21 protein-coding genes and 1 riboswitch (1 of these 22 only partly in view) are annotated in these 17712 nt (G+C 67.7%); of the genes, 19 read left to right on the forward strand and 2 right to left on the reverse strand.

Translation table 11 applies throughout. The annotated features are described in order from the left end of the window. Together ABEA67_RS05635 and ABEA67_RS05640 are read left to right on the forward strand one after the other, a co-directional pair. A protein-coding gene (locus tag ABEA67_RS05635; RefSeq protein WP_345462211.1) for an ISL3 family transposase crosses the window boundary here: on the forward strand, positions 1-1553 show its 3' portion. The gene continues 64 nt to the left of window position 1, outside the view; only the last 1553 of its 1617 coding nucleotides appear in the window; its start codon lies beyond the left edge, outside the window; its stop codon occupies positions 1551-1553. Between the two features lie 296 nt (positions 1554-1849). Beyond that, complete coding sequence (locus tag ABEA67_RS05640) at positions 1850-2710, forward strand: tyrosine-type recombinase/integrase (protein ID WP_345462214.1); 861 nt, start codon at positions 1850-1852, stop codon at positions 2708-2710. Between the two features lie 34 nt (positions 2711-2744). Here the strand turns inward: ABEA67_RS05640 and ABEA67_RS05645 are convergent, their stop codons facing one another. Next, positions 2745-3254 (reverse strand): PepSY domain-containing protein, encoded by a 510-nt coding sequence (locus ABEA67_RS05645; protein WP_345462217.1) that lies wholly within the window; start codon positions 3252-3254, stop codon positions 2745-2747. Between the two features lie 233 nt (positions 3255-3487). On the opposite strand from ABEA67_RS05645, the gene ABEA67_RS05650 reads away from it, so the two are divergent. The 9 genes from ABEA67_RS05650 to ABEA67_RS05690 all read left to right on the forward strand — a co-directional run bounded on the left by ABEA67_RS05650 (position 3488) and on the right by ABEA67_RS05690 (position 10992). Continuing rightward, positions 3488-3625 carry a hypothetical protein gene (locus ABEA67_RS05650; RefSeq protein WP_345462220.1) on the forward strand — a complete coding sequence of 46 codons (138 nt, stop codon included), beginning with the start codon at positions 3488-3490 and terminating at the stop codon, positions 3623-3625. Continuing rightward, the gene (locus ABEA67_RS05655; protein ID WP_345462223.1) at positions 3609-3803 is read left to right on the forward strand and encodes a helix-hairpin-helix domain-containing protein; all 195 of its coding nucleotides are present in this window, start codon (positions 3609-3611) and stop codon (positions 3801-3803) included. The genes ABEA67_RS05650 and ABEA67_RS05655 overlap by 17 nt, the downstream gene beginning before the upstream one ends. Positions 3804-3884: 81 nt before the next feature. Further along, positions 3885-4682 carry a COG4705 family protein gene (locus ABEA67_RS05660; RefSeq protein WP_345462226.1) on the forward strand — a complete coding sequence of 266 codons (798 nt, stop codon included), beginning with the start codon at positions 3885-3887 and terminating at the stop codon, positions 4680-4682. 113 nt (positions 4683-4795) lie between these two features. Continuing rightward, entirely contained in the window at positions 4796-5353 is a 558-nt protein-coding gene (locus ABEA67_RS05665) for a hypothetical protein (RefSeq protein ID WP_345462229.1), read from the forward strand. Positions 5354-5356: 3 nt separating this feature from the next. Continuing rightward, entirely contained in the window at positions 5357-6022 is a 666-nt protein-coding gene (locus tag ABEA67_RS05670) for an ABC transporter ATP-binding protein (protein WP_345462232.1), read from the forward strand. Further along, on the forward strand, positions 6015-6746 hold the full coding sequence (locus tag ABEA67_RS05675) for an ABC transporter ATP-binding protein (protein ID WP_345462235.1): 732 nt from the start codon (positions 6015-6017) through the stop codon (positions 6744-6746). The genes ABEA67_RS05670 and ABEA67_RS05675 overlap by 8 nt, the downstream gene beginning before the upstream one ends. Next, a complete protein-coding gene (locus tag ABEA67_RS05680; RefSeq protein WP_345462237.1) occupies positions 6743-9379 on the forward strand; it encodes an FtsX-like permease family protein in 2637 nt (878 codons plus the stop codon). Before ABEA67_RS05675 ends, ABEA67_RS05680 begins: the two co-directional genes overlap by 4 nt. 75 nt (positions 9380-9454) lie before the next feature. Continuing rightward, positions 9455-9952, forward strand: a complete 498-nt coding sequence (locus tag ABEA67_RS05685; RefSeq protein WP_345462238.1) for a hypothetical protein — start codon at positions 9455-9457, stop codon at positions 9950-9952. Continuing rightward, on the forward strand, positions 9949-10992 hold the full coding sequence (locus ABEA67_RS05690; protein WP_345462240.1) for a YVTN family beta-propeller repeat protein: 1044 nt from the start codon (positions 9949-9951) through the stop codon (positions 10990-10992). The genes ABEA67_RS05685 and ABEA67_RS05690 overlap by 4 nt, the downstream gene beginning before the upstream one ends. Positions 10993-11057: 65 nt before the next feature. Here the strand turns inward: ABEA67_RS05690 and ABEA67_RS05695 are convergent, their stop codons facing one another. Then, entirely contained in the window at positions 11058-12044 is a 987-nt protein-coding gene (locus ABEA67_RS05695; protein WP_345462242.1) for a S8 family serine peptidase, read from the reverse strand. Between the two features lie 384 nt (positions 12045-12428). Further along, positions 12429-12493: riboswitch (Fluoride riboswitch) on the forward strand. A gap of 18 nt (positions 12494-12511) precedes the next feature. On the opposite strand from ABEA67_RS05695, the gene crcB reads away from it, so the two are divergent. The 8 genes from crcB to ABEA67_RS05735 all read left to right on the forward strand — a co-directional run bounded on the left by crcB (position 12512) and on the right by ABEA67_RS05735 (position 17559). Then, a complete protein-coding gene (crcB, locus tag ABEA67_RS05700) occupies positions 12512-12907 on the forward strand; it encodes a fluoride efflux transporter CrcB (RefSeq protein ID WP_345462244.1) in 396 nt (131 codons plus the stop codon). After that, positions 12904-13260, forward strand: coding sequence for a DUF190 domain-containing protein (locus tag ABEA67_RS05705; RefSeq protein WP_345462246.1), 357 nt, complete (start codon positions 12904-12906; stop codon positions 13258-13260). The genes crcB and ABEA67_RS05705 overlap by 4 nt, the downstream gene beginning before the upstream one ends. Then, on the forward strand, positions 13250-13597 hold the full coding sequence (locus tag ABEA67_RS05710; protein ID WP_345462248.1) for a DUF190 domain-containing protein: 348 nt from the start codon (positions 13250-13252) through the stop codon (positions 13595-13597). Before ABEA67_RS05705 ends, ABEA67_RS05710 begins: the two co-directional genes overlap by 11 nt. Before the next feature lie 71 nt (positions 13598-13668). Continuing rightward, positions 13669-14055, forward strand: a complete 387-nt coding sequence (locus tag ABEA67_RS05715) for a YkvA family protein (protein WP_345462250.1) — start codon at positions 13669-13671, stop codon at positions 14053-14055. A gap of 10 nt (positions 14056-14065) precedes the next feature. Next, the gene (locus ABEA67_RS05720) at positions 14066-15430 is read left to right on the forward strand and encodes an MATE family efflux transporter (protein ID WP_345462252.1); all 1365 of its coding nucleotides are present in this window, start codon (positions 14066-14068) and stop codon (positions 15428-15430) included. Between the two features lie 43 nt (positions 15431-15473). Next, entirely contained in the window at positions 15474-16112 is a 639-nt protein-coding gene (locus ABEA67_RS05725) for a phosphatase PAP2 family protein (protein WP_345462255.1), read from the forward strand. Then, a complete protein-coding gene (locus ABEA67_RS05730; RefSeq protein ID WP_345462258.1) occupies positions 16109-16762 on the forward strand; it encodes an ABC transporter ATP-binding protein in 654 nt (217 codons plus the stop codon). Before ABEA67_RS05725 ends, ABEA67_RS05730 begins: the two co-directional genes overlap by 4 nt. Beyond that, a complete protein-coding gene (locus ABEA67_RS05735) occupies positions 16759-17559 on the forward strand; it encodes an ABC transporter permease (protein WP_345462261.1) in 801 nt (266 codons plus the stop codon). Before ABEA67_RS05730 ends, ABEA67_RS05735 begins: the two co-directional genes overlap by 4 nt. The last annotated feature ends 153 nt before the right edge of the window (positions 17560-17712 follow it).

Genomic DNA, 17712 nt, shown 5'->3' on the forward strand with positions numbered 1-17712 from the left:
TGATCCTGCTGGTGCAGGATCAGCGTCCTGCGGCGGCCTGTCCCTCCTGTCAGCAGTACAGCTCCCACGTTCACAGCCGCTACGTCCGGCATCCCCACGACACCGCCCTGGGCCAGCGTGGCGTGACCCTCTTGGTGCAAACCCGGCGGTTCCGTTGCCGGAATCCGAGCTGCCCCCACACGACCTTCGCAGAAACCTGGCCGGGCTGGCTCGAACCCCGTGCACAGCGCACCTGTCGCCTCGCACAGCAGCAGGGCCGTGTGGCCCTCAGTCTTGGTGGTGAAGCTGGACACCGGCTCCTGGCCCACCTCGACGAACCCACCAGTGCCGATACCCTGCTGCGGCTGGTTCGCCGCGCCCCGCTCCTCCCCGCCGAGACCCCGACGGTGCTGGGGGTGGACGACTTCGCCCTCCGTCGTCGAAAAACGTATGGCACCCTGTTGATCGACCTGGAGCGCCACCAGGTCGTGGACCTGCTGCCGGACCGCCAGGGCGACACCCTCGCCACCTGGCTGAGAGCACACCCGGGGGTGAAGATCATCTGCCGCGACCGGGCGGGAGAATATGCCCGTGGAGCGGCTTCCGGCGCGCCGGAAGCCCAACAGATCGCGGACCGGTTCCACCTGATTGGCAATGTTCGGGACGCGGTCGAGGCTTGGTTACGGCCACAGCGTGTCCACCTCACCTCGCCGTTAGACCCGGCACAGGGTGAAGGGGCGAGCGGGCCGCTCCAGCGTCTCCCCACGAAACGCCCCTCGACCAACCGGGAACGCGTCGAACTGACGGTGACCAAACGGCAACACCGACAGGCCCGGTATGAACAGGCCGTCACGTTGCGTGACAGGGGCCAAAGCTACAAGGCCATTGCCCGCCAGGTGGGGGTGGCCCGCAGCACGGTGACCGAATGGCTCCAGTACGAGGGGAAGCTGACGCGGAAGACTCCACCTAGCAGCATCACACCGTATGCGGCATACATCCGTGGCCGGATGGCCGAACCGGAGTGGACTGTGACCCAGCTTTTCCATGAAGTGGTGGAGCAAGGGTATCGGGGTGCGTTCAGCGGGATCTCCTCCTACGTGGCGTGGCTTCGGGAAGGGCATGAACCACCGTCCATTGCTGATCAGCAGGGGCTGGGCCTGCCCCGGGAGAAGCGGCTGGGTCCTGCTCAGGTGGCGTGGTGGTTCACCAGGCGGCCGGACCAACGCTCGGAAACCGAGACCCACCGGCTGCAAACGGTGTTGGATCGGGTTCCACGCGGGCAGGAAATCTACCAGTTGGTCCAGGACGTCCTGGGGTGGCTGAGAGAAGCGCCGAGGTCAGGAGCTGCGCTCCTGACCTCATGGATCGAAAAGGCACAGGCCACGGGGCTGCCTGACCTGCAACGCCTGGCGCGCAGCTTCCAGAACGACTTCTCTGCCATTTGTGGCACCATCGAGTCTCCCTGGACCAACGGTCAGACGGAGGGGCAGGTGAACCGGCTCAAGCTGATTAAGCGCCAGATGTTCGGCCGAGCCAAATTCGACCTGCTTCGGCAGCGCGTCCTCCTCGCCTGACCCCGCTGCACGCAAGCTGCGGGAGACCCGCCCCCCCGCCGGATTACGCCAGCGTACGCAGAAGTAGCGGTGAAGCTGTTCTTCGCTGGGTTCGCCCGCATACCGGCCGTACCGCTGGAGTATCTCGTCCCCGGAGAACTCAACCGGCACAGCAGCCCTTGGGGGTGACGGGCAGAAATCCTGATAGAAGCATCGTTATCGCTGGATTCCCCCTGGTTAGGGGCGCAGAATTGAAGGCGGAAGTCCAGCTACCCATGACCCGCGCAGCACACTTATCACCGGATGGAGCATGTGCGATGACCCGCCCCGTTCTGACCGACCTCATCGCTGCCTTTGTGCAGGATCTCTCGGCACACCGCTCACCCCACACCCGGCGCGCGTACGCCGCCGATCTGCGGCACTTCAGCACCTGGCTGCAAGCTGACACCCTTGATGAGGCCACCCTCGCCCGGTACTTTGCGGCCCACCCGCACTGGAAGCCTGCGACCGCCAGCCGCAAGCAGGTCACGCTCCGCCGCTTCTGTGCCTGGGCGGAGCTTCATGGGCATCTAACGCGCAACGTGGCGCGGAACCTGGAGCGGGTACATGTTCCCGAGCCACATCCCAGGGGGCTGCGCCGGGCCGAGGTGGAACAGATTCTGGTGACGATTCCCACCCAGCAACCGCGTGACCGCTTGCTGTTCCGCCTGCTGTTCGAGATGGGGCTGCGGATCGGGGAGGTGCTGGGTCTGCACATCGAGGACCTTGACCTCACGAAAGGTGATGAACACCTGACAGTTCTGGGGAAGGGAGGGCGCAAGCGGACGATTCTGCTCGATGATCCCAAACTCGTGGCGGCCCTCCGCCAGTACCTCCGGGGGCTTCCTTACACCCACGGACACCTCTTTCAGGCACGCAAGAACGGCAAGGGCGGGGCAATGTGCTATGCGTCGGTCCAGGAGCGCTGGCAGGGGTATGCCAGACAGGCCGGGGTGGCCTGCACGCTGCACCAACTGCGCCACAGCCATGCCACGGAACTCGTGAACGGTGGGGTGAGCCTCGGAACGATCCGCAAACGGCTTGGTCATCGGCACATCCAGACCACCCTGCGCTACGCGGAGGTGAGCGACGGGGCGGCGGACGCGGAAGTGCGCGCGTGGCGGCGGAAGCAAAGGTGAGCGCCGGGGGACCTCCCCCGGCGCTCACGGTCACTTACTGGCCGTCATTGGTTTCGCTGTCCTGGCTGCCTTCCTGATCACCTCCCTGCTCATCGTGTCCGGCCTGTTCCTGATGCAGCACCCGGCCATTCCCGGCGTCCACCTTCACCTCGGTCTGGGCAATCACGACCGCATAGACCAGACTGCCATTCTCGTTTTCAAGCTTGACACTGCTGACGGTGCCGGGGACGGCGGCCTGGGCCGCTTGAGCGGCCTGCTGGGGCGTGATGCGGGCGAGGCCGCGGAGCTGAGCTTCTTCCTGAGCGTCTGGCAGTTCCGTCCCCTGCTGCTCGGCAGGCAGTTGGATGCTGCCCTGGTAGGCCGGGGTCTGATCGTCCTGCGTTTCCGTATCGTTGTCCTGTGTGTTCTGGCCCTGCGCCATGCGGGTCTGGGCCGCGTGGCTCTGGGCCGGGGTGGTCTGGGCGAAGGCATATCCGGCCAGCGGAACGCCGACGGCGGCGGTGGTGGCGAGGGCGAGCAGGATGTTCCGAGTGTTCTTGTTCATGGGTCTTCTCCTTGAAGGGGTGAGGCCCTGTGCTTCACCTGCGGCCAGGATGCCTGCATCCAGTATAGGGACGGTATAAACCCCGTCCAGCACAGGTAATGTCGGATTTAACCGGGGAATGGGGCCGCCAGTTGGTCCCTCCTGGAGCGCTATACCGCGCCTTAACCTCTTCACCTCAAAGTGCGCCGCAGCTTCCCCGGACAGGGGAGCAAGAACCGCTGCTGGAGGTCGCCATGAACCGTTGCAAGAACTTTGTCCTACTCACCGCCACCCTCACCTCTGCCGATCTGGCCGGTGCCCAGAGCAGCCATACCGGGAAGGCCCCTGCCAGGGCCACGGGTGGGATGAGCCGTTGTGCCCAGGCCCTGTAAGCCAGGGGCGCACAAGGCGAGCGCGGCCGACCTCACCTGCCTCAAGGGCGTTTCTCCGACCATCGCCAGGGACATCATCGCCAACCGGCCCTTCAAGGACGGCAACGACTTTGCCCGCAAGATCAAGGTGATCGGCCACCGGCTCTGGCAGGGCAACAAGGCCAGCCTCACGTTCTGAACCTCCCGCGAAGGCAGAACCAGGGGGGCGGCCACGCTCCCTTTTCGTTCCGCCCGGCCTCCCCACTGAAAGGGCGTCCGCATGACCTCCACCCTGACCACCGATGCGGCCCTCCCGGCCCGGACCTTCTGGAGCAAAGTGCCCGAGGTCACGGCCCTGTTCTGGATCGTCAAAATTTTCTGTACCACGATTGGCGAAACCGCCGCCGACTATCTAAATATGAAACTGCACATCGGGCTGACCGGCACCACGCTGATCATGAGCGCGCTGCTGATCGCGGCCCTCGTCTGGCAATTCCGCACGCGCCGCTACGTGCCCCCCGTGTACTGGCTGGCCGTGATGCTGATCAGCGTGGTGGGGACGCTCATCACCGACAACCTCACCGACAATTTCGGCGTCGGCCTGTGGGTCAGCACCGGCGTCTTCAGCGCGGCCCTGATCGCCACTTTCCTGGTGTGGTACCGCAGCGAGGGGACACTCTCGATTCACAGCATCTTCACGCCGAAGCGCGAGGCGTTCTACTGGCTGACGGTGCTGTTCACCTTCGCGTTGGGAACGGCGGCGGGGGACCTGATAGCCGAGCAGCTCCAACTGGGCTACCTGCCCTCGGCGCTGATCTTCGGCAGCATGATCACGCTGGTCGCGCTGGCACATCGGCTGTTCGGAGTGAACGGCATCCTCACCTTCTGGCTGGCCTACATCCTGACCCGGCCACTGGGAGCCTCCATCGGGGATTACCTCTCCCAGGGGCGGGATGTTGGTGGCCTTGGACTGGGCACCACGACCACCAGCCTGATTTTCTTGGTGGGGTCAGTTGCCATCGTCGCCTATCTCACGGCCACCAGGCGAGACCAGATCGCGCTCGCAGAGGCGGCGTAACGAAGAACAGCAGCTCCTCGCTTCACCCGGTTCCTGACCCTCGGGAGCCGGGTGCTGTTTTCGCTATACCGGCGTTATACGCCACAAGACTACGGTCATGACGGAGGTGTCCCATGAACAAGTCTGTTCTGCTGGCGCTCGCCCTGAACGCCGTCTTCTGGGGCGGCCCGGCCTACGCCCAAACCCAGGTGGCCCCGGAAACCCATCCGGTCGGGGATATTCCCGACTCGCAGGCGTTCGTGCAATACACCGACGCGGCGGGGCACTACAGCCTCACCGTTCCGGAGGGCTGGGCGCGCCGTAAGCAGGGCCAGCAGGTGAGCTTCACGTCCAAACTCGGTGCGGTGGAGATGACCAGCGGCAAGGCCGCAGCTACGCCGACGGTCGCAGGTGTGAAAGCTTCGACCCTACCCGGACTGGCAAAGGCCATCCCGAACCTGAAGGTCACCTCGGTCCAGGCGGTCCGTCTGCCCGCTGGTCCGGCGGTCCTGGCGCGCTTCACGTCTGCTGGTCTGCCCAACCCGGTGACGGGCAAGAGCCTCCCGATGGAGAACGACCTGTACGTCCTCGCCCGGCAGGGGCAGCAGCTTCTGGTGCGCTTCACCGCGCCGCTGGGGGCGGACAACGTGGACGCCTGGAAGCAGATGGCCCAGTCCATCCAGTGGAGGTAAGCCATGACCCTGCTGCAAGCCACAGACGTCTACCGCTTCTACCACGTGGGAGACGACGAGACCCGCGCCCTGCGGGGGGTCAGCCTGGAGGTCCGGGCGGGCGAGCTGGTCGTGCTGCTGGGCAGCAGCGGCAGCGGGAAAAGTACCCTGCTGGCTTGCCTCGCCGGACTGGATGACCCGGACGGGGGGCAGGTGGAGGTCGCCTCCCGTCGCCTCTCGCGCCGTCCGGAAGTGCAGCGTGCCCGGCTGCGGGCCGAACACCTGGGCGTGATGCTGCAAAGCGGCAACCTGCTCCCGCACCTGAACGTGCTGGAGAACGTGCTGCTGACCGGACACATCCTGGGCAAGCCCGACGAGGTCCGGGCGCGGGAACTCCTGGGGCAACTGGGCCTGTCTGGACAGTTGGCGGCCTATCCCAGTCAGCTCTCCGGCGGCGAGACCGCCCGCGTGTCCCTCGCGGCGGCGTTGGCGCACGGCCCGGCGCTCCTGCTGGCCGACGAACCCACCGCCGAGGTGGACGCCCTGACCGAGGCGCAGGTGGCGCAGGTCATCGAGGCGTTCGTTCATCAGCCGGGGCACTGCGCCCTGATCGCCACGCACAGCCCACGCCTGGCCGCCCACGCCACTCGCATGCTGCGCCTGAAGGACGGGAGGTGGCAGGATGCCTGAAATAGGGGCACTCCCCAGGATTCAACTCCGCCTCGCCGCACCTGCGGCACTCCCCCTGGTGGAAGCGCGGCAGGTCACGCGGGCGTTCCAGGTGGCCGGGCAGACCGTGACCGCCGTGCGCGACGTATCCCTTCAGATTCGGGCAGGGGACCGCGTCGCCCTTCTCGGCACGTCCGGCAGCGGGAAAAGTACCCTGCTGCACCTGCTGGGCAGTCTGGACACGCCCACCAGCGGCAGCGTCGCATGGCCCTCGCTGGGCGACGGACAGGACCTGCGCCCCGGCAAGGTCGCCTTCGTCTTCCAGGCGCAGAGCCTGATCCCGCCCCTCACCGCGCTGGAAAACGTTGCACTGCCCCTGCTGCTGAAGGGGGACACGCCCGGTGCGGCCCAGCAGGAAGCGGCCGCCTGGCTGGAGCGGCTGGAACTGTTGCCCCTGGCCGACCACCTCCCCGAGGAACTTTCCGGCGGGCAGGCGCAGCGGGTGGCGGTGGCCCGCGCGCTGGTCACCCATCCCCGCCTGATCCTGGCCGACGAACCCACCGGGCAACTCGACTCCGCGACCGCCCAGCACCTGCTGGACGTGCTGCTCACCGCTCTTGACCCGAACGCGGCGCTGGTGATGGCCACCCACGACCCCGACGTGGCCCGCCGCCTGGACACGATCTGGCGGATGCAGGACGGGCAGCTCGTCTCGGTCACCCGCAGGCAGGAGGAAGCCTCATGAACCGGGTCTGGCTTCAGGGCCTGCTCGCGCGCCGTCCCCTGCGAATCTGGGGCAGTGCGGCGGGGGTCGCGCTCACCGTCGCCTTTCTCGCGCTGCTGCTGGCCTTTGTCTCGGCGGGCCGCGCCCACATGACCCGCCGGGCGGTCCAGTCCGTCCCGGTGGACTGGCAGGTGCTGTTGGGGCCGGGGACCACCCGTCAGGAAGCTGCGCGGGCGATCCGGTCGGCCACCCCGGTCAAGACCCTCCTCCCGGTCGGTTACGCGGACGTGGCGGGCTTCACGGCCAGCACGGGGGGCACCGTGCAGACCACCGGGGCGGGCAAGGTGCTGGGCCTGCCGGACGGCTACCGCAAGCAGTTTCCTGCCGAGCTTCGCCCGTTGATCGGCGCGGCAGACGGTGCGCTGCTGTCCCAGCAGACGGCGGCGAACCTGCACGCGGCGGTGGGGGATACGGTGAACATCCTGCGTTATGGAGCGCCGCCCGCCGCGGTCAAGGTGGCGGGCATCGTGGACCTGCCAGAAGCCGACTCGCTGTTTCAGGCCGTCGGTGCGCCCAAAGGTCTGGCCCCGCAGGCCCCGCCGGACAACGTGCTGCTGCTGCCCCGCGCCCAGTGGGACACGCTGTTTGCTCCGCAGAAGGCCGCACGCCCGGACACCGTGCGCGAGCAACTCCACGTGCGGCTGAATCGGGCGCTGCCCACCGACCCCGGTCAGGCCTTCGCCCAGGTCACGGCCCTGGCCAACAACGTCGAGGCGCGGCTCTCCGGCTCGGCCGTGGTCGGCAACAACCTCGCCGTCAAGCTGGACGGCGCCCGCGAGGACGCCCTGTACGCCGAGGCGCTGTTCCTCTTCCTGGGGCTGCCGGGAGGGGTCCTGGCCGCCGCGCTGACCCTGACGGTCGCCGGGGCGAGCGCCGCGCAGCGGCAGCAGGAAGCGGCGCTGCTGCGTGTGCGTGGCGCGTCCGAACGGGCGGTGGTGCGCCTGGGGGCGGCGGAAGCCCTGACGGTCGGAGGTATCGGTACACTCCTCGGCCTGGCGCTGGCCGCCGTGATCGCGCCGCATCTCAGCGGGGGCCTGGCCTTCCGCCCGCTCGACGCGCTGCTTCCGGCGCTGGCAGGCCTGGGGCTGGCCTTCTTTGCGGTGCTGCTGCCCACCCTGCGGGCCGTGAGAAGCGCGAGCGTCGTGGCGCAGCGGCAAGCCGTGGGCCGGGCGGGGACACCGCTCTGGCAACGCCTGTATCTGGACGTGTGGCTGCTGGCGCTCGCGGGGCTGGTGTTCTGGCGCAGCGCGGCCAGCGGGTACCAACTGGTCCTCGCCCCCGAAGGCGTCGCCAGGGCCAGCCTGCAACTCGAAGCCTTCGTGGCCCCGCTGGCCCTGTGGCTGGGCGGCACGCTGCTCGCCCTGCGCCTGATGGGCCTGCTGCTCTCGAAGAACCTGTTGACCGGGTTGCTGCGTCCCCTGACCGGCTCCCTTTCCGGCGTGGTCGCGGCCTCGCTGAGTCGGCAGCGCCCGCTGCTCCAGCGCGGCGCGGCGCTGGTCGCCCTCGCCACGGCCTTCGCCGTATCCACCTCGATCTTCAACACCACCTACAACGATCAGGCGCGGGTGGACGCGGTGCTGACCAACGGGGCAGATGTCACGGTCACCGGGAATGCGAATGCACCCGCAGGAAACCACCTGGCTATGCTGAAGAGCTTGCCGGGGGTGGCCGACGTCCAGCCCCTGATCCACCGCTTCGCGTATGTCGGTGCCGACCTTCAGGACCTCTTCGGCATCGACGCCCGGCACTTCACTGACGTGAGTCACCTCTCGAACACGTACTTCAAGGACCTGACCGCAGCGCAGGCCCTCGCGAAACTTCAGGCCCGGCCGGACGCGATCTTCGTGTCGCAGGAAACGGTGAACGACTACCAGCTTTCGCTGGGCGACCCGCTGCGCCTCCGTCTGCTGAATGCCCGGACGCACCAGTATCAGGTCGTGCCCTTCACCTTCGTGGGCGTGGTGCGCGAGTTCCCCACGGCCCCCAAGGACTCCTTCCTGGTCGCCAACGCGGGCTACCTCACGCGGATGACCGGGAACGGTGCGGCGGAGGTCGCGCTGCTGAAGGTCAGCGGCAAGCCGGAGGCCGTGGTGCGGGCGGCTCAGCGGGCGACCGCCGCTCTGCCCGGCGTGCAGGTGACGGACCTCGCCACCGTCCGCAGCCAGATCGCGTCCGGCCTGACCGCCGTGAACCTCGCGGGTCTGGCCCGCATCGAACTGGCCTTCGCGGTGCTGCTGCTGGCCGCCTCCACCGGGCTGGTGCTGGCCCTGGGCCTCGCCGAGCGCCGACGCACTTTCACGGTCCTGAATGCTCTTGGGGCGCGTCCTCGTCAGCTCGGCGCGTTCCTGAACGGCGAGGCGCTGGCGGTGGTGGGTTTCGGGGGACTGTTCGGGCTGGTCATCGGCCTCGCGGTCGCCCAGACCCTGATCAAGCTGCTGCAAGGCGTGTTCGACCCGCCGCCCGAACACATGCTGCTGCCCTGGCTCTACCTGCTGGGCCTGCTGGTGGCCGGGCTGCTCTCCACGGTGCTGGCCTTGGCCTTCGCCCGCCGAGCTTCCGGGCACAACGTCACCGAGGTGCTGCGTGCCGCCTGATGAATGCGCCGGGGAGGGTTCAACGTTCCACCTGCCCGGCGCTCCCGGTTCCCGAACGGACGAAGAGGCACCCCTATGCTGATCCTCAAACCACTGCTGCTCCTAGCCGCCCTCCTCGGCCCGTCTCCCGCCCAGGCTGTCCCGTTCAGTGTCACCCTGTCCCCGAATGACCCGGCGCTGGCCTGTCACGCGACCTCCACCCCAGTCCTGACCTTTGGTCCGCCGCCACCCGGCACCCGGAGCCTGGCCGTGCTGCTGTGGGATCAGAGGCCCGGCAAGCTGAGTGGCCGCTGGCTGGTGTTCGACCTGCCGGTCAAGACCACCCGGCTGGACGCGCAGAACGCTTCACGCCTCCGGGCAGGGGGCGGAAAAGCCGCGACCAACGACGCGGGACAGCCGGGCTACACTGCCATCTGCGCCAGGGGGCGGCACGACATCTACGTCGATGTCTATGCCCTGGACGTGCCCTCACTCGGTGTCCCCGCAGGAACCCCCTTGCGGAAGGTGCACGCCCTGATTCACCAGCACAAGCTTCAGGAAGCCAAGCTGCATTTGGTGAGGGTGATCCCATGAAACCGCTGCTAGGTCTGCTGCTGCTGAGCAGCCCGGCGTCCGCCGTGTCCATCTACGCGCACACCCACGCGGGAATGTTCAGCCCGGCGGTGAGGGGCATCCCGGCGCGCGTGTACGTCCCCAACGGCAAGGACAACACGGTGAGCGTGATCGACCCCGTCACCTTCAAGGTGATTCGCACCTTCCCGGTGGACCGCGAGCCGCAGCACGTGGTGGCCTCGCACGACCTGAAGACGCTGTGGGTGGCGAGCGACCAGGGGCGGACGTCCCTGACGCCCATCGATCCGCGCACGGGCAAGCCCGGCCAGCCAGTGCCCACGCCGGACCCCTACAACCTCTACTTCACGCCCGACGGGCGCTATGCCCTGGTCGTGGCCGAGAACGAGCGCCGACTGGACTTCCGCGACGCGAAGACCATGCGGCCCGTCTTCAGCATCTCCGTACCCTGCGAGGGCGTCAACCACCTGGACTTCAGCCCGGACGGACAGCATGTGCTGGCGGCGTGCGAATTCAGCGGGGACCTGCTCAAGCTGGACCTGACAGCCCGCAAGGTGACGGGCAAGCTGCACGTGGGCGGGATGCCGCAGGACGTACGAATTTCGCCCGACGGCCAGGTGTACTACGTGGCCGACATGATGAAAAACGGACTGTACCTGATTGGCGGCAGTGGCCCCACGCCGCGCAAGCTCGGCTTCGTCCCCACTGGAAAGGGCGCGCACGGCCTGTATCCCAGCCGGGACGGGGCGCGGCTCTTCGTCTCCAACCGGGGCGAGGGCAGCGTGAGCGTGCTGAACTTCGCCACCCGCAAGGTGACGGGCAAGTGGCGGATTCCGGGGGGCGGCAGCCCCGATATGGGCAGCGTCTCGGCGGACGGGAAGCAGCTCTGGCTCTCCGGGCGCTACAGCAACGTCGTCTACGTGTTCGACACCCGCAGTGGCAAGCTGGTCCGCAAGGTGCGGGTGGGGCGGGGGCCGCACGGCCTGACCTTCTTCCCGCAACCGGGGCGCTACTCGCTGGGGCATACCGGCAACTACCGCTGAGGGGCAGACGTGGAGTTGACCCGAAGTGCCGGAGCTTTACGTCTTTGGGCGGAGCCTCTACCTGGTCAGCGCTGCGAGCAGCACGGCGGCCAGAAGCTTCGCGGCTCACCGTCAGCGTTGGCTGGCCAAGGCCAACGGCCCGCCCAGGTTCGGGCGGCCTGGACGGCGGCGGCCACGTCGAGGACCCCTGCTCCGCATGAACGTGCCCGCAGGCGATCACACTGTCCTCCTGGGAAGGGCTGGGCGGTGCGCTCCAGAATCGTCGCCACAGCGGCGGGGCTGAGGGCTGGCCGTTCGGCGAGCAGCAGACTCGCGGCGCCGCTGACCAGAGGCGCGGCAAAGCTGGTGCCCATGCGTTCGGCTTCTCCACCGCCGGGGCGCAGCACCTCTACCTGTTCGCCTGCTGTGCCGCCCGGTGCCGCCAGGGCCACCGCTGCGCCCCAGTTGGAGTAGGGGGCACGGCGGTTCTGTTCATCGGTGGGCGCCACCGTGATCACGCCCCGGCAGCCCGCCGGGGTATTGAGGACTGCCGGGGCGTTCCTGTTGCCCGCCGAAACCACGATGACGCTGCCGCGCGCCAGAACCTCATCGACGGCACGTTGCATCGCGGGGGCACAGCCGGTCTTCGGAACACTGTTCAGGGTGAACGAGGCGTTGATGACGCGGGCCGGGAAACGGTTGGGCGGCGTGCCGGGCACCGTCAGCCCGGCGGCCCAGCGTAGAGCGTCCACGGCATCCCGCAGAGAGAGCCTGTTCAGGCGGCTGACCACGCGGACATGCAGGAGGATGGCCCGCAGGTTCACGCTGTGAACGATCCCGGCGACCGCTGTGCCGTGATAGCCCAGGAAGCGCGTGCAGAGGCGGCGCGTCCCCCGGCTGGGCCTGACACGAAGCTGTCGCCCGCCCGTTGGACGCTGTCCAGAGCAGGCTGCTCCGACATGCCGGTATCGAGGATAGCCACCGTAATGGGGTGGGCCGAGGCGAACATCTCGCCGGAAGGCCGGTGGACCGCCCGGAGTGCCCAGGGCAAGGCCGCCCGGTTCGCAGCCCAACTCCCCAGGGCGACAGACACAGTGACCGTTAGGCTGGCAAACAGGATGATTCTGTTCATGCCTTCAGCCTCGTTCTGGAAGGTTGAGGTCCGGTATAGCAGGCGTTCCTCCACCGTCTGGCACCGCTCCGGCACCTGGGCTACTGCACGCAGTGGACTGAGCCGGGGGATGGCAGCACAAGAGCTTCATAGAACGGGTGGCAGGCCAGGTCTGTGGGACCCCCAACTTCCTGCTGACGATCCCCCAGCTCACCCAGAACCCGCTGTGAACACACGCCGACCTCACCCTCAGCAGGTGCGGCGCCAACGCGAGGTGCTTGAAGCTTACGTCTGGGTCCTGGACTGAGGCGCTGCCTCTGGGTTCTCCGACAGGCTGTGTTACCCTGCGGTTACAGGCGATGGCATGCGCCTTGAACCGCCCCGCGTCCGGCTGATTATGCCTACCTTCCCAGGACGCTGGGGGGTCGTATGCCGTTTTGGTTCGGAATCGCGGTCGGTGGCGCTTTAGGTGCCCTTTCTCGTTATGGCGTCAGCCTGCTGGTGGCGGGGCGGCTCGCCAACACGGCCTGGGGAAACTTTCCCCTCGCCACATTGCTCGTGAATGTGGTGGGGTCGTTCCTGCTCGCGCTCATCACCACATTGGCCCTGCGCGGCCTTGTGTCTCCGGCCTGGCGGTTAGCGATTGGCACGGGCTTCATCGGTGCTCTGACCACCTTCTCCACCTTCACCTGGGAAAGCGACCTGATGGTGCGCGAGGGGGAAGCGGTACGCGCCAGCCTGTATGTCCTGGGCAACCTGGTGCTGGGCTATGGGGCCGTTCTGTTGGGCAGGGCCTTGGCCGAACGTCTGGGGGGTGGCGCATGAAGATCGAGTGGCGGGAAGCGGAACGGCTGCGTGTCTTTCTGGGCACGTCTGATCATGTCGGCGGCAACGTTGCCAGTGAGGCCCTGCTGCAAGCCGCCCACCGTGCGGGTCTGGCGGGGGGAACCGTCATTCAGGGCAGTGTGGGCTTCGGGGCGAGGTCGGTCATCCACCGGCCTCATCTCTTCCGGCTGTCCAGTGACCAGCCGGTGGTGGTGGAGTTCGTGGACGTGCCCGAGCGCATCGCGGCGTTTGTGCCGCAGGTGTGGGCATTGTTGGACCAGATCAGCGGGAGCCTGGTGACCCGGGAACGGGTACAGATGCTGGCGCGACCAGGAGGAACACATGGCCTCTGAAGTCCATCTGCACGGTCAGGTCCGTGTGTTGCGCTTCTACACCCTGGCAGGCGACCGATGGGGCGGGCAGTCTCTGGCGGACAGCGTGGTCGAGGCCGCGCACCGGGCCGGGCTGGCCGGAGCGACGGTGTTGCGGGGCATGGTGGGCTTCGGGCGACATGGCGTGGACACCTTCCTCTCCGTGCTGGAAGTCCACACCGACCATCAGCCGGTGCTGGTGGAACTGGTGGATAGTGAACCGCGTCTGCTGGCCTTCCTGGCGGAACTGCTGGAGGAGGGCCTGCCCAACCGGCTGGTGACGCTGGGGGACGCCGAAGTTCTGGCCTCCCCCTCGTAGAGGTGGTCGGTCTGGTTTCGCTCAGTATCCCTGATATCCATTCGACGATTTCCTCTCTCACAGGTGACTTCGTGATTCAAGCTCTGAAAACCTGGGCGCGCGGTATCAAGCGTCAGCTTCTCGCGCTCTATCTCGCTTACCGCGATCCCCGCACGCCCTGGTATGCCCGCGCCTGGGCCGCCCTCGTGCTCGCCTATGCCTTCAGCCCTATTGACCTGATTCCCGACTTCATTCTCGTCTTGGGCCTGCTGGATGATGCCATTCTGCTCCCCCTGGGCATCACGTTGGCCCTGCGCCTAATTCCCCCGCCCATCATGGCCGAGGCCCAGGAGCGCGCGGAGGCGCTGGACCGAAAGGACCGCCCCACCAGCATCGTTGGGGCTGTGGTGATCGTCCTGCTGTGGCTCAACGTGGTCGGGCTGGTCGGCCGATACGTCTGGTGGCGGCTCCGGTCTTGAGGGTCTGAGCATGAGCGAACTGGAGCGCCAGGTGAACAGCGGGCAGGCGGCGCCCCCCGTCTCGGTGACGCGGGACCTGCTGCTGCTCGCCTGGCCCGCCATCACCGAGAACCTGCTCCAGAGCGCGGTGGGCTTCGCGGACTCCTTCTTTGTCTCCCGCCTGGGACTGGGGGCAGTGGCCGCCGTCGGCGTGTCGGACGCCCTGCTTCAGGTGTTCTTCGCGGTGTTCCTCGCCGTCGCCACGGCCTCGGGGACGTTCAGCGCCCGCGCGACCGGCGCGAAGGATGCGGCGGCCTTCCAGCGGGCCACCGTGCAGGCGTTGTGGCTGGCCGTGGCCGTCGGGCTGGTCTGTGGCCTGCTCGCCCTGATGCTGGCAGGACCACTGCTGACGGTCATGGGGGCAGCTCCTGAAGTTCGGGCCGCTGGGGAAACGTACTTTCGCATCGTGGCCGTGCCTTCAGCGGTGATGGCGGTGATGTATGCGGCGGGCGCGGTGTTGCGAGGCGCTGGAGATACGCGGGCCGCCTTGAAGGCGGGCCTGTGGATGAACGCCGCGCATCTCGTGCTGGACCCGCTGCTGATCTTCGGCCTGGGGTTCAGCGGCCTGGGTCTGGTGGGTGCGGGCGTGGCCACCGTCCTCGCCCGGCTGCTCGGCGCGGCGCTGCTGCTTGGGCGGCTGCGGCGAGTGGGGGCGTTGCCTTCCTCCTGGCGGGGAGCCGGGCCGGATGGGAGCGTCCTCCGACGCATGGCCCGGCTGGGCGTTCCAAGTGCCCTGGAACGGTTGGCGATGCGGTTCGGGCAGATCGTGTACTTCGGGCTGATCCTGCGGCTGGGCACGGAGGTCTACGCTGCCCATACCCTGACCGGCAACTTCACGCTGTTTGCGTCCGTCACTGGGACTGGCCTCGCGGCGGCCACCAGTGCGCGGGTGGGGCAGCGGCTCGGTGCGGGAGAGGAGGAGGAGGAGGCGCGGCGCTATGCGCTGTCCGGCGTGTGGCTGTCGTCGGCCTTTATGACGGGCCTCGCGCTGCTGGCGTGGGTGGCCTCCTTCTGGGGCGCGAGCCTCTTCACGAGCCACGCGCACGTCGTCGCCCTGATCGTGCTGGCGCTCGGCATTGACGTGCTGACCCAGCCTGCAACGGGCGTGGTGACGGCCTTGACGGCGACGCTGCAAGCTGGGGGCGACACCCGCTTTCCGATGTGGACGACACTGGTGGGCATCTGGGGCGTGCGGACGGTCGGCGTGTACCTGCTGGGGGTGCGGTGGGGGCTTGGTCTGGCCGGGGTGTGGCTCGCCATCCTGCTGGACAACGCCCTGCGGGCGCTGGCGTTGTGGTGGCGTTACCGCTCAGGGAAGTGGATTCAGGGCCTCTGATGCTATACGCCAACACTACCTTTGGGAGAGACAATCACCGCTTATGACGTTTCTTCGCTCGCTCATCGCCCGCTTCCCCTGGCTGCTTGCGCTGCTGTTGGGCGTAGGCATCCCCGTGGCGATGTTTGCCAAGACCGCGCAGGAAGTCTGGGAGGAAGGCGGATTCTCGTTCGACATGCCGACCCTGGAGTTCATCCACCGCTTCGCGACGCCTGCTCTCGATCACCTGATGGTGTTCATCACGACCCTGGCCGGCCCCATAGTGTTGCCGGTGGTGACCCTGCTGCTGGCCGCGCTGTTCTGGTGGCGTCACCATCACCGCTGGGCCGTGTACCTGATTCTGACCGTGGGGGGCGCTTCTGGCCTCATGTTCGTGATCAAGACTCTCGTTCACCGTGTTCGTCCGCACCTGTGGGTCTCCCCGGCCCCTGAGACGGATTTCGGCTTCCCGAGCGGGCACTCCACCGCGTCCGTCAGCCTGGCCCTGATCCTCCTGGCCTGGCCCACCCGCTGGCGCTGGCCGGTCCTGGTTATCGCGGTAGTGTATGCCCTGCTGGTCGGCTTTTCCCGCCTGTACCTGGGCGTGCATTACCCGTCGGATGTGCTGGGAGCTTGGGGGGCGGGCATCGCTTGGACGGCAGGGCTGTATTGGGTGCTGTTCCAGAAGAGGGGCGCCGCATGATGCTGCTGGAAGCGTTCGGTCTGACCCGCCGCGTAGGGGACCGGGAACTGTGGCGGGGCTGGTCATGTGCGGTGGCGGCGGGCGAGAGCGTCGCGGTGGTCGGGCCTTCGGGAGCGGGCAAGAGCGTGCTGCTGCGAACGCTGGCGGGGCTGGAGGTGGTGGAGGCAGGCGAAGTGCGCTATCAGGGGAGGCCGCAGAGCGCGTGGCCGATGCCCGACTACCGCGCGCACGTCCTGTACCTGCCGCAACGTTCCGTCTTTGACGAGGGCAACGTCCTCGACGTGTTGCGTGCGCCCTTCGGGTTCCGGGTTCACCGGCAGCGGCGCTTTGAGGAAGCAGCGGCAGGACGCCTGCTCACTTCCCTTGGGCGGGACGAGTCGTTGCTCTCACGGGACGCCGCCACTCTGTCCGGTGGGGAGGGCCAGATCACAGCGCTGGTGCGCGCCCTGCTGCTGGGACCGTCGGTGCTGCTCCTCGACGAGGCCACATCCGCACTGGACCCCGAAACGGTCGGTCTGACTGAGGCGTTGCTGGGCCGCTGGTGCGTCGACGCACCGGGACGCGCCCTGATCTGGGTCAGCCACGACCCGGCGCAGCGGCGACGGGTGGCCCAGCGTGAGCTGCCCCTGGTCCCGGCGGTGGTGGCGTGAGCGTGCCGCTGAGCTTGTGGCAGGTGGCGCTCGCGGCGACCCTCCTGCTGGTAAATGTCGCTCTGTCGTGGCGGCTGCGGCTCGGTCTCGGACGAGACATCGTGGTAGCAGGCGTGCGGATGGTCGCGCAGTTGCTGCTGGTCGGACTGATTCTGGGATGGGTGTTCGCCCTCCAACACCCGCTGCCGGTGGTGGGGATCGGTCTGGTCATGACCCTGCTGGCCGGGCAGGCGGGGGTGGGGCGGGTCCGGCGGCGTTACGCCCGGATCTACCTCGACAGCTTCATCGCGGTGTTCGGCAGTTCGTTTGTCCTGACGGGCCTGACGCTGGCGGGCGTCCTGCGGATTCATCCCTGGTTCGAGCCGCAGTACGCTATTCCCATTCTCGGGATGGTGCTCGGAAACACCCTCACGGGCGTGTCGCTCGCCCTCGACCGCTTCACGTCGGACGTGCTCGGGCGGCGGGGCCAGATCGAGGGGCGCCTCGCACTGGGAGCGACCCGCTGGGAAGCGGCCCACACTGAGGTCGCCTCAGCCGTGCAGACAGGGATGCTGCCGACGCTGAACAGCATGGCGGTGATGGGCATCGTGAGCCTGCCGGGCATGATGACGGGGCAGATTCTGGCCGGGGCGTCACCGGGAACCGCTGTGCGATACCAGATCGTGATCATGTTTGTCCTCGCGGCCAGTTCCGCACTGGGGGCCTTGACGGTGGTCTGGCTGGCCTTCCGGACACTGTTCGACTCACGTGACCGCCTGCGGGCCGAACGGCTCAAGGAGCCGCAGGGGGGAAGATGACGTTCCCTTGGCTTTTTGTCAGCAAGGTGTTTCGGGGCGAGCGGTCGTCATCACCCACGGTCGGCTTGCCCCCTGCCCCGATTCAGGATGGTGCCGCGTGGGGAACCACCAGCAGCGCCCACGGGTCGCCCGTGCTGTCTGTCACCCTGACCC

It is taken from the genome of Deinococcus carri (assembly GCF_039545055.1).
GTDB classification, from domain to species: Bacteria; Deinococcota; Deinococci; order Deinococcales; family Deinococcaceae; genus Deinococcus; species Deinococcus carri.

What these genes read in the sequence shown, in the direction of transcription:
- ABEA67_RS05640 (WP_345462214.1), top strand. Translation starts at nt 1,850, where the DNA reads ATGACCCGCCCCGTTCTGACCGACCTCATCGCTGCCTTTGTGCAGGAT.
- ABEA67_RS05645 (WP_345462217.1), bottom strand. Translation starts at nt 3,254, where the DNA reads ATGAACAAGAACACTCGGAACATCCTGCTCGCCCTCGCCACCACCGCC.
- ABEA67_RS05650 (WP_345462220.1), top strand. Translation starts at nt 3,488, where the DNA reads ATGAACCGTTGCAAGAACTTTGTCCTACTCACCGCCACCCTCACCTCT.
- ABEA67_RS05660 (WP_345462226.1), top strand. Translation starts at nt 3,885, where the DNA reads ATGACCTCCACCCTGACCACCGATGCGGCCCTCCCGGCCCGGACCTTC.
- ABEA67_RS05665 (WP_345462229.1), top strand. Translation starts at nt 4,796, where the DNA reads ATGAACAAGTCTGTTCTGCTGGCGCTCGCCCTGAACGCCGTCTTCTGG.
- ABEA67_RS05670 (WP_345462232.1), top strand. Translation starts at nt 5,357, where the DNA reads ATGACCCTGCTGCAAGCCACAGACGTCTACCGCTTCTACCACGTGGGA.
- ABEA67_RS05675 (WP_345462235.1), top strand. Translation starts at nt 6,015, where the DNA reads ATGCCTGAAATAGGGGCACTCCCCAGGATTCAACTCCGCCTCGCCGCA.
- ABEA67_RS05680 (WP_345462237.1), top strand. Translation starts at nt 6,743, where the DNA reads ATGAACCGGGTCTGGCTTCAGGGCCTGCTCGCGCGCCGTCCCCTGCGA.
- ABEA67_RS05685 (WP_345462238.1), top strand. Translation starts at nt 9,455, where the DNA reads ATGCTGATCCTCAAACCACTGCTGCTCCTAGCCGCCCTCCTCGGCCCG.
- ABEA67_RS05690 (WP_345462240.1), top strand. Translation starts at nt 9,949, where the DNA reads ATGAAACCGCTGCTAGGTCTGCTGCTGCTGAGCAGCCCGGCGTCCGCC.
- crcB (WP_345462244.1), top strand. Translation starts at nt 12,512, where the DNA reads ATGCCGTTTTGGTTCGGAATCGCGGTCGGTGGCGCTTTAGGTGCCCTT.
- ABEA67_RS05705 (WP_345462246.1), top strand. Translation starts at nt 12,904, where the DNA reads ATGAAGATCGAGTGGCGGGAAGCGGAACGGCTGCGTGTCTTTCTGGGC.
- ABEA67_RS05710 (WP_345462248.1), top strand. Translation starts at nt 13,250, where the DNA reads ATGGCCTCTGAAGTCCATCTGCACGGTCAGGTCCGTGTGTTGCGCTTC.
- ABEA67_RS05720 (WP_345462252.1), top strand. Translation starts at nt 14,066, where the DNA reads ATGAGCGAACTGGAGCGCCAGGTGAACAGCGGGCAGGCGGCGCCCCCC.
- ABEA67_RS05725 (WP_345462255.1), top strand. Translation starts at nt 15,474, where the DNA reads ATGACGTTTCTTCGCTCGCTCATCGCCCGCTTCCCCTGGCTGCTTGCG.
- ABEA67_RS05730 (WP_345462258.1), top strand. Translation starts at nt 16,109, where the DNA reads ATGATGCTGCTGGAAGCGTTCGGTCTGACCCGCCGCGTAGGGGACCGG.